Source organism: Photobacterium salinisoli, from assembly GCF_003614885.1.
GTDB lineage: Bacteria > Pseudomonadota > Gammaproteobacteria > Enterobacterales > Vibrionaceae > Photobacterium > Photobacterium salinisoli.
The window spans coordinates 63922-77157 of sequence record NZ_QZMS01000003.1 but is presented as its reverse complement, the minus strand read 5'-3'; the positions used below and the strand labels follow the sequence as shown (position 1 = coordinate 77157).

Annotated in this window: 13 protein-coding genes; 8 read left to right on the top strand and 5 right to left on the bottom strand. The window is 55.0% G+C overall.

Features of this window, described 5'->3' with window-relative positions; all coding sequences use genetic code 11:
* Positions 1–163 precede the first annotated feature (163 nt).
* Both D6M16_RS00365 and D6M16_RS00360 read left to right on the top strand, forming a co-directional pair.
* Positions 164–934, top strand: coding sequence for a class I SAM-dependent methyltransferase (locus tag D6M16_RS00365; protein WP_120510094.1), 771 nt, complete (start codon positions 164–166; stop codon positions 932–934).
* A 42-nt stretch (positions 935–976) separates the two neighbouring features.
* Entirely contained in the window at positions 977–1450 is a 474-nt protein-coding gene (locus D6M16_RS00360) for a hypothetical protein (RefSeq protein WP_120510093.1), read from the top strand.
* 360 nt (positions 1451–1810) lie between these two features.
* Here the strand turns inward: D6M16_RS00360 and D6M16_RS00355 are convergent, their stop codons facing one another.
* The 4 genes from D6M16_RS00355 to hemC are packed head-to-tail and all read right to left on the bottom strand — an operon-like array spanning position 1811 to position 5847.
* A complete protein-coding gene (locus D6M16_RS00355) occupies positions 1811–2998 on the bottom strand; it encodes a heme biosynthesis protein HemY (protein WP_120510092.1) in 1188 nt (395 codons plus the stop codon).
* Positions 2995–4158, bottom strand: coding sequence for a uroporphyrinogen-III C-methyltransferase (locus D6M16_RS00350; RefSeq protein ID WP_120510091.1), 1164 nt, complete (start codon positions 4156–4158; stop codon positions 2995–2997). Before D6M16_RS00350 ends, D6M16_RS00355 begins: the two co-directional genes overlap by 4 nt.
* A 4-nt stretch (positions 4159–4162) precedes the next feature.
* On the bottom strand, positions 4163–4915 hold the full coding sequence (locus tag D6M16_RS00345) for a uroporphyrinogen-III synthase (RefSeq protein ID WP_120510090.1): 753 nt from the start codon (positions 4913–4915) through the stop codon (positions 4163–4165).
* Positions 4912–5847 carry a hydroxymethylbilane synthase gene (gene hemC, locus D6M16_RS00340; protein WP_120510089.1) on the bottom strand — a complete coding sequence of 312 codons (936 nt, stop codon included), beginning with the start codon at positions 5845–5847 and terminating at the stop codon, positions 4912–4914. The genes D6M16_RS00345 and hemC overlap by 4 nt, the downstream gene beginning before the upstream one ends.
* 389 nt (positions 5848–6236) lie before the next feature.
* Here hemC and D6M16_RS00335 point away from each other — a divergent pair, with 389 nt between their 5' ends.
* Complete coding sequence (locus tag D6M16_RS00335; protein WP_120510088.1) at positions 6237–8834, top strand: class I adenylate cyclase; 2598 nt, start codon at positions 6237–6239, stop codon at positions 8832–8834.
* A gap of 72 nt (positions 8835–8906) precedes the next feature.
* On the opposite strand, the gene cyaY is transcribed toward D6M16_RS00335, so the two are convergent.
* Complete coding sequence (gene cyaY / locus D6M16_RS00330) at positions 8907–9218, bottom strand: iron donor protein CyaY (protein WP_046221835.1); 312 nt, start codon at positions 9216–9218, stop codon at positions 8907–8909.
* A 76-nt stretch (positions 9219–9294) separates the two neighbouring features.
* Here cyaY and lptM point away from each other — a divergent pair, with 76 nt between their 5' ends.
* The 5 genes from lptM (at position 9295) to xerC (ending at position 13225) form a co-directional block, all read left to right on the top strand.
* Positions 9295–9414, top strand: coding sequence for an LPS translocon maturation chaperone LptM (gene lptM, locus D6M16_RS00325; RefSeq protein WP_036758963.1), 120 nt, complete (start codon positions 9295–9297; stop codon positions 9412–9414).
* A 28-nt stretch (positions 9415–9442) separates the two neighbouring features.
* Positions 9443–10693 (top strand): diaminopimelate decarboxylase, encoded by a 1251-nt coding sequence (gene lysA, locus D6M16_RS00320; protein WP_046221836.1) that lies wholly within the window; start codon positions 9443–9445, stop codon positions 10691–10693.
* Positions 10694–10713: 20 nt separating this feature from the next.
* Positions 10714–11544: a diaminopimelate epimerase gene (dapF, locus tag D6M16_RS00315; RefSeq protein ID WP_120510087.1), complete on the top strand. Its 831-nt coding sequence runs from the start codon at positions 10714–10716 to the stop codon at positions 11542–11544.
* A gap of 77 nt (positions 11545–11621) precedes the next feature.
* Complete coding sequence (locus tag D6M16_RS00310) at positions 11622–12320, top strand: DUF484 family protein (RefSeq protein ID WP_240435497.1); 699 nt, start codon at positions 11622–11624, stop codon at positions 12318–12320.
* Positions 12317–13225 carry a tyrosine recombinase XerC gene (gene xerC / locus D6M16_RS00305; protein ID WP_027251490.1) on the top strand — a complete coding sequence of 303 codons (909 nt, stop codon included), beginning with the start codon at positions 12317–12319 and terminating at the stop codon, positions 13223–13225. Before D6M16_RS00310 ends, xerC begins: the two co-directional genes overlap by 4 nt.
* Positions 13226–13236: the final 11 nt, after the last annotated feature.

Genomic DNA, 13236 nt, shown 5'->3' with positions numbered 1-13236 from the left:
CTGGCCGGGGTCAGCGGCCACTTTATCTGCCGTCTTGATGCCGCTTGTCTTCCTTATCAAAAAGTAGACCAATAACGGATCCTGATTGGGTATAATCCGCCACAATATATGGATTCCTGTCTGTCTGCCTCATGGCGGGCGAACATTGTTTGCGGAGACGCCCGTGCAAATCGCTTTACTTTGTGATCAACCTGAACGTCACGCCGAGCTGGCTGAGCTGGCTGCCCGGTGGGGGCTGGAGCATAACGCTCAAGCGCAATTTGCGCTGTCTTTGACGCCAGAGCGCCTGGAATTGCTCAAGCAGGATGAACCCAAGCTAGGGGCGGTTTTTGTCGATCTGGCCGGCGGAGCCGCCGCGCACAGACGCAAGTTTGGTGGCGGGCGTGGTCAGGCTATCGCCAAAGCCGTAGGCTTAAAAAGCGGGGTTACGCCGACTGTACTGGATGCCACGGCGGGGCTGGGCCGTGATGCGTTTGTGCTGGCATCCCTGGGGTGCCGGGTTCAGATGGTTGAGCGCCACCCTGTGGTGGCGGCATTGCTGGAAGACGGTTTGCGCCGGGCTTGTGCCGATGTGGAAATCGGTGACTGGGTACGTGAACGGATGAGCCTGCTGCATGCTACCAGCCAGGATGCGCTCACGGATCTGGCGGCCGAACCTGGCTATGTACTGCCGGATGTGGTGTATCTGGACCCTATGTTTCCCCATAAAAAGAAATCGGCCTTGGTGAAAAAAGAAATGCGCGTGTTCCAGAGCCTGGTCGGTGCCGATATGGATGCCGATCAGTTGTTGACGCCAGCGTTAACGCTGGCGAGCAAACGTGTGGTGGTCAAGCGTCCTGACTATGCGCCCTGGCTGGACGGACAGCCGCCGTCAACCGTGATCAATACCAAGAAGAACCGCTTTGATGTGTACGTCAAAGCGGCAATGAAGTAGCTGCTGACGGCAGCAAGCTGTTGCAGGTTGGAGAAAGCCGCCATGACCAGGTCATTGTGTAAGTACCGTCGTTCAGAGATCAGCGAGAAGATTGCCTCTATTGCTGAACTGGTGAGCGCGCCCCAGTATTTTTGTCGTAGCTGCGCCAGGGTGGCCAATGGCAAATCGTCTCTGTGCAAACCGGGACGCTTACCCGTGCAGGGCAAGCGGACAGCAGCGATCATTCCCTCTGTTACTGTAGCGTCTGTGATGACCCCGCAGCCTGTTTCAGGTCAGGATCCGGCATTGCCGCCTGTGGGTGAGCGATTGGAAAGCGGTGGCATGTCGGGGCTGCCGGTGGGGTTGCTGAGTGTGTCGGTGAAGAAGCTGGATAAGCAGCTGCGCAAGCTGGCTAAAAAGAAACGTAAGCGTCTTAAGAAAGCTGACAAGTATCTGAGGAAAGCGGAAAAGTACCGGAAAAAATCCGAAAAAATACAGCGAAAGTTCGACAAGCTGATCTACAAAGCCAGTGCCTGAGCACCCTCGGCAGCCCGATAAAAGAAGCCTCCGTTTGCGGAGGCTTCTTGGTTTCTGGGGGAAATGAATCTATCAGGATTCTTTAATCAGCACTGCTGTCATCAGGCAAGTGATTACCGCAACAATAATGCCAGAAACAATTAACCAAGGGAGCATAGCCTTACTTCCATCTATAGCGCTAAAAGAGGCCACATTGAATAGTTTTTATATACTTCCATCAATAGCAAATATATATGATGAAATGGCTATTAACAGATGGATACAAAAGCGAATTAAATCCTGTTAATGCAATGTTAAATAGGACAAAAAAGCGCCAATTACGGCGCTTTTTTACATTTAGTAACAGGTATGTCTGCCAGCTTAGATTTTGGACGGCAGGGCCAGGGTTAATCCTTCTTTTGATAAGCGGGCAGCGGCAGCTTTATCGTTCAGGGCTTCCAGCACCTCAACCAGGTAACCGTAATCGGCGACAGTCGGGTGCAGTTCAATTGCGCGTTCAAGGTGCGTGCGGGCTTCTTTGGGTTTTCCTTCACGAAGATACAATTGTCCCAGCGCACTGTGTGTAGCCGCATTATTACTGTCGTATTTCAGCAAATCCTGCAGCGTTACAATGGCGGGGTGATAATCGGTCAGCTTCAGCGTCGGCATCAGGCTGATCAAACGGGAGTCAATCTTTTTGCGCAGCGCTTCACGCAGTATGGTATAGCCTTCACTGTCGGCGTTGCGTGCGCACATTTCACGGACGAAACACGCGACCAGCTCAGGGTTCTGTTTGGCTTTGCGGCTCAGGCTGTTCCAGTGTCCCATCAGGCCATCACTGCCGCTGTGCAGGCTGATCTGCGCCATCAAGCCGCACTCGGCCTGTTCTTCTAATTTATCCAGCTGCTCGTCGGTCAGGCTGCCGTACTTTTTCAGCGGAGTGATCAGACCCAGCAGGGCTGGCCAGTCTTCCAGCTGTACATAGCATTGTTTCAGCAGTTCCAGTAACAGCGGATTGCGAGGATGGCTGCTTTTCATCTCCTGCAGCGTAGCCACAGCTTCTTCATATTGATGCTGCTGGCACTGCAGCCTGGCCCGGGTCAGTGCTACCGCCAGGCTGTCGCTGTCCTGTTCGGCGGCCAGACGCAGGTATTCGTCGCGCTGATGCAGCTGTCCCTGTCCCTGCGCGGCTTCGGCTGCGGCGAGATAGTTCAGTAGCGGGGTGTCACTGTGATTGGCAGATTTGATGACCAGCTTTTCCGCTTGCTTCCAGTCCCCTTCCAGTACCTTGACCAGACCGCTGGAGGTCAGCTCACGTGCTTTGCGGGTTTTGCGACCGGAGAACCAGCCGCGGGTGACGCTGCTCAGTGACAGCAGCCACTTCAGCAGATGCTCAAGCAGAAAAAAAGCACCGAAAAGCACAATAACCAGTAAGAGCAGCGTGGTCAGGCTCATTTCCAGTGTCTGGTTAGCGGCGGAGATCAGCACATAGCCCTGGTTGCCGGCCAGCATCGGGCCGACAACGATGCCGGCGATCAGCGCGGCGACCAGCAGGAGAAGTTTAATCATGCCGGATCCTCCTCAGTCTTGATGGGAGCGATCTGTTGCCGCAGGCGCTGGTTAACCAGATCCGCTAACAGCGAAGGTGATTTCAGTTTGTCCGGGTAGCTGGCTTCAATGTTCTGGCTGGCCATCTCATTGAGGCCTTTAATGAAGCTCTGCGTTTTAACATCGTCAGTGTTGTAGAACTGGCTGGCCCAGTCTTTGGCCATGGTCAGAGACTGGGTGTACAGCTCACCCTGTTCGCGATACACCGCTTTAATCGCCGTTTCCAGCTTGGATTTAATGTTTTCCTGCAGGTAGAAATCCTGCTCCGGGGACAAGAGCGGGATGACATTGCCATCGCGCTTGCGGTAAGTCACAAAGTGTTCGCTGAACTGTTTCAGGGACGTCATCAGGTTGGACTGCCAGTCAGAGACAGACTCGCTGACCGTTTCACTCTGCGGCTGTTCCAGTGAATCGGGCACAATCGCGTTGGCTAGCGGTAATCCGGCGACCATCTCTTGCAGGCTGGTCAGGCGCAATACGATACCGTCACGGTCAACACGGGCCACAGCCTTGAGGCTGGTAATGTCATCGTTCATCGCACTGCGCAGTGCCGTCAGGCTCGGATCATTGAGCTGGGCAAGGCGGTTATCGGCGGTTTCCAGTAATACGGTGGCACTGGCCACATCGTGCTCCAGCCACAGCTTGCGGCCCGCCATACGTGTCAGGTAATCCGCTTCGGCCAGTAACCAGTCATTCGGGCGGCGGCCTTTGACTTCCGACATCGCCAGCTGCAGGCCTTTGATGTCATTGCTCTGCTGCTCCAGTTTGCCTGAGGTGCTCAGTAAGCGCTGTTCGACCTCGCTTCTGACATCCTGGGTATTTTTCGCCAGATCGCTTTTCAGGGTATTGAGCTGGGCTTGCAGCGCAGTCACCTGCGCCAGCTGTTCACGGTTTTGCTGGTGGCCGTGATAGTACAGGCCGGCACCCAACAGGATAACCAGTGCGATGGCGACCCAACCTGTTTTGCTGCCTTTGCCTGATTCGGCGGGGGCAGCAGGTTGGCTGGCGGCAGACGATTTAGGGGGCGTGCCGGCAGTGTGTGGCGTTTCCTTGGCCTTGGAAGAGGCATCAGACTGGTTGTCTGTCTTAGGGGTATCGTTATTGGTTTTCTTCTCAGTCATCCGTTTATCCCGTTGTGCCTGTTGTATTTAGTGTAGCAAGCAGTGTGGCATTGCTGGCACTGCCCACAGTCGTTATATGGCAAAAGCCAATGTCCCTGGCCAGATTGGCGATGCGCTCGCTGGGGACCAGCAAGTGGCAGGCTATCAGCCATGGCTTTGCCTGCGCCGGTACTAATCGGTACAGGTATTCCAGTTGCTGACCACTGGTGACTACCAGTGAGTCCACACCCTGTTGTTGCCACTGCCGGCTCAAAACCGCGCCATTGAGGGCCAGCCAGTGTCGGGCATAAGTTTCACAGTAAGAGACACAGGCCTGACGTTCGGTCAGTGTCTCGAAAATCAGTTCGCGGCCGCCGTTGCCGCGTAATATCAGCACATTGCGCCCTGCCGGGCTAACCAGCGCAGGCAGGGCCAGCAGTCCCTCACTGTCTTCTTGCTGCGGTGCATCGACATGCTGTCCGCAGGCGTTCGCCAGAGAGGCGGCCGTTTGCTGGCCGACGGCGAGATAATGAATACCGGCGGGCCAGCAAATCCCTTTTTCTGTCAGGTAAGTATGTGCCATTTTTACCGCATGGGGGCTGACAGCAATAAGACAATCGCCGTTTTTCAGTCTGGCGAGCTGATCACCCAAGCTCAGCAGGCCGGCACCCGGGGCTATGGTCAGCAGTGGCTGAACCAGCGCCTTGATGCCTTTCGCGGCCAATGCTTGTGCCAGTGCCTCGCCGTGCGGGGCTGGTCGGGTGATCAGAACTGTCATTCGGCCTCGTCGTACAGTCGGGTCAGTATCTCGCGTGCCCCGCGATCGAGCAATTCTTCGGCCAGTTGGGTGCCCAGCTTTTCCGCATCCGAAATCGGGCCGCGAATTTCACCGGCGACGATTTGACTGCCATCCGGCTCACCCACCAGAGCGCGCAGCCAGATTTGATCGCCCTCCAGTTCAGCATAGCTGCCGATAGGTACCTGGCAGCCGCCTTCCAGTCGGTTGTTCATCGCCCGTTCACACAAAACGCGGGTAGTGGTGGTGGTGTCACTTAAGGCCTCAAGCAAGCCTCGGATACGGGTATCGTCCAGGCGGCATTCAATGCCCACGGCGCCCTGGCCGACAGCCGGCAGGCTGACTTCAGGGGCGAGAGCACAACGGATACGGTCGTCCATCTTCAGGCGTTTCAGGCCGGCACAGGCCAGCACGATGGCGTCGTATTCGCCTTCATCCAATTTCCGCAGCCGGGTCGCCACGTTGCCGCGCAGGGTTTTAATCTGCAGATCGGGACGGCTGGCCAGCAGCTGGCACTGACGACGCAGGCTGGAGGTGCCGACTACGGCACCTTGCGGCAGCGCGTCCAGATCGGCGTAGTGATTGGACACGAACGCATCGCGCGGGTCTTCTCGTTCACAGATGGTGACCAGTCCCAGACCTTCCGGGAATTCGACCGGTACATCTTTCATTGAATGCACGGCAATATCAGCCCGGCCTTCCAGCATCGCCTGTTCCAGCTCTTTGACAAACAAACCCTTACCACCCACTTTGGCCAGCGGGGTATCAAGAATGATGTCGCCTTTGGTGACCATAGGGACCAGTTCGACAATAATGCCTGGGTGGGCCTGCTCCAGTGCGGCCTTGACATATTCCGCCTGCCATAGGGCGAGTGGGCTTTTTCGGGTTGCGATCCGGATTGGCATCTCAGTCATAGCTTGGGGGTCCATCTAATTGCTCTAAATATACTAATCGTACCACTCCGGTACGGGTAAGGTAATGTAGATGTTGTTGCCGGTGCGGTGAAGCGCATTTGTCCGGTTCTGTGATATCGCTTATGGGAGATATGTCACATTACTGAATGTGATCTGGCTTCCAAAGTCTAAGGTGCTGGCGATTTCGAGTCATTGTACTATTTTGTGGTGATACTCAATGGAATTGAGCATAACGAAGCAGGCTTCCGCTTGATAGACCGTACAGACTTTACGGAATGCCTGAAAAGTGTTAGATTGATCACGTTTTTGCTCACGAATGGCTCACAGAGTCCCCTAACGATGACAAGATTCGGGCCGCTCTGGATGCTGGTAGCTCTTGGAAGAGTAATTTGCAAAATTATATTAATACCTTAATTGGCAGGTTGGATAAGCATAACCACCGTCGGGTTGAACGTGCGCGTCTTGCCATGAACGCACAATCTGAGCAGGTGTTCAGTTTACTGCCTGTGCTGTTGCATGTTAACCATCCCGCATTGCCTGGCTACCAGGATGCCGAAGTACCGCAAGGTATTGCGTCATTTGTTCCTACGTCACGTCAGTCGACGCTGATCCGTGAGCATTTTGCTTTCGATCTTCCCGCTTCTTTCTTTCACGACTCGCCCGATGGTGACATTCTGGGTCTATACGCGATGGGCAGCACCTCGTCGCTGGGCCAGAGCCTGACCAGTGATCTGGATATCTGGGTTTGTATCCGCACCCGTATGCCCTCAGATGAGCGTGAAGCGCTGCTGACTAAGTGTAAAGCTGTGTCCGGCTGGGCGCAGACACAGGGCGTGGAAGCCAACTTTTTTCTGATCGACGATAACCGTTTCCGCCATAACCGCTCGGAAGCCCTGAGTGGTGATAACTGTGGTTCCAGTCAGCACTTGCTGCTGCTGGACGAGTTTTACCGCTCGGCCGTGCATTTGGCGGGGCAGCGCTTCCTGTGGTATCTGGTGCCGCCGGAAATGGAAGAGTGTTACGACGATTACGTCGCTTATCTGGCGGCGAATGGTTATATCAACCGCGATGAGTGGATTGATTTTGGCGGCCTTTGCCGTATTCCGGCCGAAGAATATTTCGGCTCCAGCCTGTGGCATCTGTACAAAAGTATCGACTCTCCCTATAAATCGGTACTGAAAGCCATTTTGCTGGAAGCTTACTCCTGTGAGTACCCCCACACGCAACTCTTGAGCGTGGACGGCAAACGGCGCTTTTTCTCCGAGCAGTCGTCGCACTACGCGATGGATGCCTACTACCTGATGCTGGAAAAAGTGACCCGTTATCTGGAGCGGATTAATGATCACCGTCGTCTGGATCTGGTGCGTCGCTGTTTCTATCTGAAAACCCACGAAAAACTGACTCGTGAGCCCGGTATTGGCTCAGTCGCGTGGCGCCGTGAGGTCCTGGCGGAGCTGACCACTGAGTGGCAGTGGTCACATGAGGTCATTGAAGAGCTGGATAACCGCCGTAACTGGAAGGTGGAGCAGGTCAAGCGCGCTCACAACGAACTGCTTGATGCCCTGATGCTCAGTTACCGTAACCTGATCCTTTTCGCGCGCCGTAACGACATTACCTCGTCTATCAGCCCGGAAGATATCAGTATTCTGGCCCGCAAGCTGTATGCGGCCTTTGAGGTACTGCCCGGCAAAGTGACCCTGCTCAACCCGCAGGTGTCGCCTGACTTGCACGAAGGGGATCTGACCTTTATTCAGGTGCCTGCCGGCCGGACCAATACCGCGGGCTGGTACCTGTATAAGCAGCCGCTGGATCCGTATGCCATTCTTGGCCAGCCGTCGTTAGAGCACAACCGTTATCTGAGCAAATTGGTGGCCTGGGCGTATTTCAACGGTCTGCTGACTGAAACGACCAACTTGCACACTGTGGTGCGGGATTCCGCCATGGATATCGACAAGCTCTACCAGATGGTGAGTGATATCCGCAATACCTTTTCGATCCGCCGTCCCAAGCCAGGCCTGAAGGCCTTATCCAGCCCGTGTGAAATCCGTCAGTTAGGGATTTTCATCAATCTTGAGCAGGATCCGACGGAAGAAATGAAAAGCCGGGCGGTGAAGTTTGATTTCAAGAACACCGATATTTTCAGCTTTGGCCCAGAGCAGACCTGTCTGGTCGGTAGCGTAGATCTGGTTTACCGTAATTCATGGAATGAAGTGCGTACCCTGAACTTCAAGGGTGAAAACGCCATGATGGATGCGCTGAAAACCATTTTGAGCAAGATGCATCAGGATGCTGTTTCGCCCGAATCGGTCGATGTCTTTTGCTACAGCAAGCACATGCGCGGGATGATCCGCAATCTGGTCTACCAGCTGGTGGCCGAGTGCATAGAGATGCGCCTGATGCCGGTGGAACAGCAGGAGAAGCAGCGCCGTTTTAAAGCGATCCGCATTGGCAGCCAGACCCATGGCCTGTTCTTTGAGCGTCGTGGGGTTTCGGTGCAGAAGCTGGAAAACTCGGTCGATTTTTATCGCTGTATTTCCAGTAATAAGCTGCTGGGCAGTGCCAGTGTGGTGATGGGTAAAACCGATGAGCCGCATCCGCCGTCCATTGTCGATGCTTACGCCAGTGAAGGTCTGATCCAGTTCTTCTTTGAAGACTGCGAAAACCACGGCTTCAATATTTATATCCTGGATGAAACCAACCGGATTGAAGTCTATCGCCAGTGCAGCGGTAACATGGATGAAATGGTCCATGGTGTGAACCGTTTTTATACCTCGGCGCAGGACAGGTTCAGTTACAGCTCGAATTTCATCAATTTTAACCTGCCTCAGTTCTACCATATCGTGTATGGTCAGGAAGGGGAGTGCCAGGTGTTACCTTACAAGAGCGGCTATCAGGCGGAGCGTCGGCTGGCCGCCGACAATGAAGCCAATGCTGCGAATGTGAATGTGGAAGAGGCCGGCAAAGGCGGCCAGATGAGTTTGTCTTAAGGCCGTTTGGTCATACCTGGTATCAGAATGGCGGCGCAGCGGAGAATGTTATCTGCTGCGCCGGCGTTGTTTTTACCAGTCGACACTTTCTTCCGCGTGTACCGAGCACTCGCGCTTAATCAGTGCAATCAGCTCTTCGCCGCTCCGGGTGCAGAGCCAGATCCCGTCGTTATATTTAAAATGATACCCGCCAGATTTGGACGCTACCCAGATTTCATGCAGCGGTTCCTGGCGGTTGATGACGATCTGGCTGCGGTTTTCAAACTCCAGTGTCAGCACGTTGCCTGTCGTCTCATATTCGATGTCAGCGCCGGACTGATCGATGCCTTCCTCGATATGCATAAGTACCTGATCAGCCAGTTTATGAAATTCAGTATCGTTCATCCTGTAAGTCCTATTGCTTTTCCTAGTGTGGGTGCGATTATAGAGGGCATTGCAATCATTATCACTGGCTTTAAAAATGCGTACAGGTTTAATAGCAACATTTATTCTGACAGTACTGACATTGGCAGGCTGCGGCCAGAGTGGTCCGCTGTATATGCCTGCTGATGACACCGAACAGGCAGAGCAAACCGAATAACCGCGGCCATAACAGGGAAGAGACCACATTGGATTATTTTAATTATCAGCAAGACGGCCAGCTATACGCTGAAGATATCGCAGTAACTGACCTGGCTGAACGTTTTGGCACGCCGCTCTATGTCTACTCTCGTGCGACTCTGGAACGCCACTGGCGTGCGTTTGACAGTGCGGTGGCCGATCATCCGCATCTGATCTGTTACGCGGTGAAAGCCAACTCAAACCTCGGGGTACTGAATGTCCTGGCCCGACTGGGATCAGGGTTTGATATTGTGTCTGTCGGCGAGCTGGAGCGGGTGATTGCCGCTGGCGGTGATGCCGGCAAAGTTGTCTTCTCCGGTGTCGGTAAAACCGCCGCAGAAATGCGCCGGGCGCTCGAACTGAACATCAAATGTTTTAATGTTGAATCAGAGCCTGAGCTGGAGCGTCTGAATCAGGTGGCCGCTGAGATGGGCAAAGTGGCGTCTGTGTCGCTGCGTATCAACCCGGATGTGGATGCCAAGACGCACCCCTATATTTCCACCGGCCTGCGCGACAACAAGTTCGGTATTGCCTTTGACCGTGCCCCGGAAGTGTACCGTCTGGCGCACAGCCTGCCGAATCTCAATGTGATTGGCATGGACTGTCATATCGGTTCACAGCTGACAGAGCTGACGCCCTTCATTGATGCCACAGATCGCCTGCTGGCCCTGATTGATACCCTGAAAGCGGAAGGGATTGTGATCCGCCATCTGGATGTCGGCGGCGGTCTGGGCGTGACCTACAACGATGAGCAGCCGCCACTGCCTTCAGATTACGCGAAAGCCCTGCTGGAGCGACTGGAAAATCACATGGATCTGGAGCTGATTTTTGAGCCGGGCCGTGCGATTGCCGCCAACGCCGGCGTGCTGGTGACCCGTGTTGAGTACCTCAAGCATACTGAGCACAAAAACTTCGCCATTGTCGATGCCGCCATGAATGATCTGATCCGTCCGACCCTGTATCACGCCTGGCAGGCGATAGTGCCTGTTGTCCCGCGTGACGGCGAGCCGCTGGAATACGATTTTGTCGGCCCGATTTGTGAAACCGGCGACTACATTGGTAAAGAGCGCCTGCTCAAACTGGAGCAGGGTGATTTGGTTGCCGTGCGTTCTGCCGGTGCCTATGGGTTTGTGATGTCATCTAACTACAACACCCGTCCGCGTGTGGCGGAAATTATGGTGGATGGCGATCAGGCTCATGTGGTGCGCGAACGTGAAACACTGAGTCAGTTGTGGCAGTCTGAGCGCCTGTTGCCTTAACCCATAGCGAGAGAACGCCGATGCAGTTTCAATTTTCTAAGATGCATGGTTTGGGCAATGATTTCATGGTCGTTGACTGTGTGACCCAGAACATCTTCTTCTCCCCGGACGCCATCAGGCGTCTGGCGGATCGGCATCGCGGGGTGGGTTTTGATCAGCTTCTGGTCGTAGAGCCGCCTTATGATCCCGAGACGGATTTTCACTATCGCATTTTTAATGCTGATGGCAGCGAAGTGTCGCAGTGCGGTAACGGGGCACGTTGTTTTGCCCGTTTTGTCTCCATGAAAGGGCTGACCAATAAGTACCGTATCGCGGTCAGTACCAAGTCCGGCAAGATGGTGCTGCAGCTGGAGAACGACAATCAGGTGACGGTCAACATGGGCGTCCCTGAGTTCACCCCGGAAAAAATTCCGTTTAAGGCCAAACAGGAAGAAAAAACCTACATACTGCGCGCGGAAGATAACACCGTATTCTGTGGTGCCGCCAGCATGGGCAATCCGCACTGTGTAACTGTGGTGGATGATGTGGACACGGCGGATGTCGAGACACTCGGGCCGTTGCTGGAAAGCCATGAACGTTTTCCTGAGCGGGTCAATGTCGGCTTCATGCAGGTGGTGTCGCGTGCTGCTGTCCGCCTGCGGGTCTACGAACGCGGTGCGGGCGAAACGCAGGCGTGCGGCAGCGGCGCCTGTGCGGCTGTCGCTATCGGGCAGCGTCAGGGGCTGCTGGACAGCAATGTGACTGTCAGCCTGCCTGGCGGCGACTTGCATATTCGCTGGGCTGGTGATGGTCAGCCTCTGTATATGACCGGGCCTGTTGCTCATGTGTTCGATGGCCAAATCACGCTCTGAAGTGTGGCAAGTGGCAAGTTGCCGATGGGGCTGTTTGGCCCCGTTGAGCCTAACCAAACCTGCAAGTGATGACTGAGATGACCCAACTGAACCAACGCCCTGCGGATGATGAAGGTACAGCGATCAATCCGCAGGCGATTGCGGCCTATTTAACTGCCAATCCTGACTTTTTTATCCAGCAGCCTGAGCTGCTGGAGCAGCTCAGGCTGCCCCATGCCGAGCGAGGATCGGTCTCGCTGGTGGAGCGCCAGATGGAGCGGCTGCGTCTTAAAGTGGCGGAACTGGAAAAGCAAATCGATGGCATGATGTCTGTCGCGGCCAATAACAGTGCGTTATTTGCTGCCTTTGCTCGTGCCCAGCAGCAATTGTTTCAGACCCACAATATTTACCAGGCGCTGAGTGTGCTGACCGCACTGGCGACTGAACTGGATTTGCAGGTCAGTGTGCGCCTGTTCGACAGCATGGACGCCGAGCTGTCACTGAGCCGGCAGGCGTTTGAAGGGTTTCGGCGCGCCCGGCTCAACCCGCAGGATGTTTATCTTGGCCGCCTGCGCAGTGCCGAAAGCGAAATGCTGTTCGAACAGCCCCCCCAACTGGGCTCATTTATCGTGCTCAAGCTGGGTGAATCAGAACGGCCTGACGGCGTACTGTGTTTTGCCAGTCGGGATGGCGGCCATTTTCAGCCTGGGATGGACACCCTGTTCGTGTCACAGTTGGCAGATGTGCTGGGACGCTTGATCCGTCACTGGGAATACAGCCGTGAGGTTATTGAATGAGTTTGCCGGCCAGCCTGACCCGCTCGCTTGACCGCTTCTACGAGTACCTGCGCAGTGAGCGGGAACTGAGTCTGCACACCCAGCAGAACTACAAGCGCCAGCTGACCACTGTGGCTGAGCAACTGCTCGAACTGGGGGTCTCCGACTGGCACACCTTAGATGCCGCTTGGGTCCGACAGGTGGCGAGCAAAGGCATGCGGGACGGGCTCAAGGCCAGCAGCCTGGCTATGCGCTTATCCGCGCTGCGCAGTTTTCTCGATTACCTGGTTCATCAGGGAGAGCTGAAGGCCAATCCGGCCAAAGGGGTGTCGGCCCCGCGCAAATCCCGGCCTCTGCCCAAAAACCTGGATGTCGATGAAATGGACCAGCTGCTCAGCGTCGACGAGAATGATCCCTTGTCGGTCCGGGACCGTGCCATGATGGAGCTCATGTATGGCGCGGGCCTGCGCTTATCTGAGCTGGTTGGACTCAACGTGAAAGATATCAGCCTGAGTAAGGGCGATCTGCGGGTGATAGGTAAAGGTGACAAAGAGCGTATTGTCCCCTTTGCCGGCCTGGCCCGGGAATGGGTGGGGATCTGGCTGAAAATGCGCGGACAACTGGCCGCTCCCGGTGAGCCGGCATTGTTTGTGTCCAAGTTGGGCCAGCGTATCTCCAACCGTAACGTGCAGAAACGCATGGCCGAATGGGGCCAGAAGCAGGCGGTGTCCAGCCATATTAATCCGCATAAGCTGCGCCACAGTTTTGCCACCCACATGCTGGAGTCCAGCGGCGATCTTCGCGCGGTGCAGGAACTGCTGGGTCACGCCAATCTCAGCACCACACAAATCTACACCCATTTAGACTTTCAGCATTTAGCCAAGGTGTACGATCAGGCACACCCGCGTGCCAAAAAAACCAAATAAGGAGCCGGTAT

What these genes read in the sequence shown, in the direction of transcription:
- D6M16_RS00360 (WP_120510093.1), top strand. Translation starts at nt 977, where the DNA reads ATGACCAGGTCATTGTGTAAGTACCGTCGTTCAGAGATCAGCGAGAAG.
- D6M16_RS00355 (WP_120510092.1), bottom strand. Translation starts at nt 2,998, where the DNA reads ATGATTAAACTTCTCCTGCTGGTCGCCGCGCTGATCGCCGGCATCGTT.
- cyaY (WP_046221835.1), bottom strand. Translation starts at nt 9,218, where the DNA reads ATGAACGATACTGAATTTCATAAACTGGCTGATCAGGTACTTATGCAT.
- xerC (WP_027251490.1), top strand. Translation starts at nt 12,317, where the DNA reads ATGAGTTTGCCGGCCAGCCTGACCCGCTCGCTTGACCGCTTCTACGAG.
- dapF (WP_120510087.1), top strand. Translation starts at nt 10,714, where the DNA reads ATGCAGTTTCAATTTTCTAAGATGCATGGTTTGGGCAATGATTTCATG.
- hemC (WP_120510089.1), bottom strand. Translation starts at nt 5,847, where the DNA reads ATGACTGAGATGCCAATCCGGATCGCAACCCGAAAAAGCCCACTCGCC.
- lptM (WP_036758963.1), top strand. Translation starts at nt 9,295, where the DNA reads ATGCGTACAGGTTTAATAGCAACATTTATTCTGACAGTACTGACATTG.
- D6M16_RS00350 (WP_120510091.1), bottom strand. Translation starts at nt 4,158, where the DNA reads ATGACTGAGAAGAAAACCAATAACGATACCCCTAAGACAGACAACCAG.
- D6M16_RS00310 (WP_240435497.1), top strand. Translation starts at nt 11,622, where the DNA reads ATGACCCAACTGAACCAACGCCCTGCGGATGATGAAGGTACAGCGATC.
- D6M16_RS00345 (WP_120510090.1), bottom strand. Translation starts at nt 4,915, where the DNA reads ATGACAGTTCTGATCACCCGACCAGCCCCGCACGGCGAGGCACTGGCA.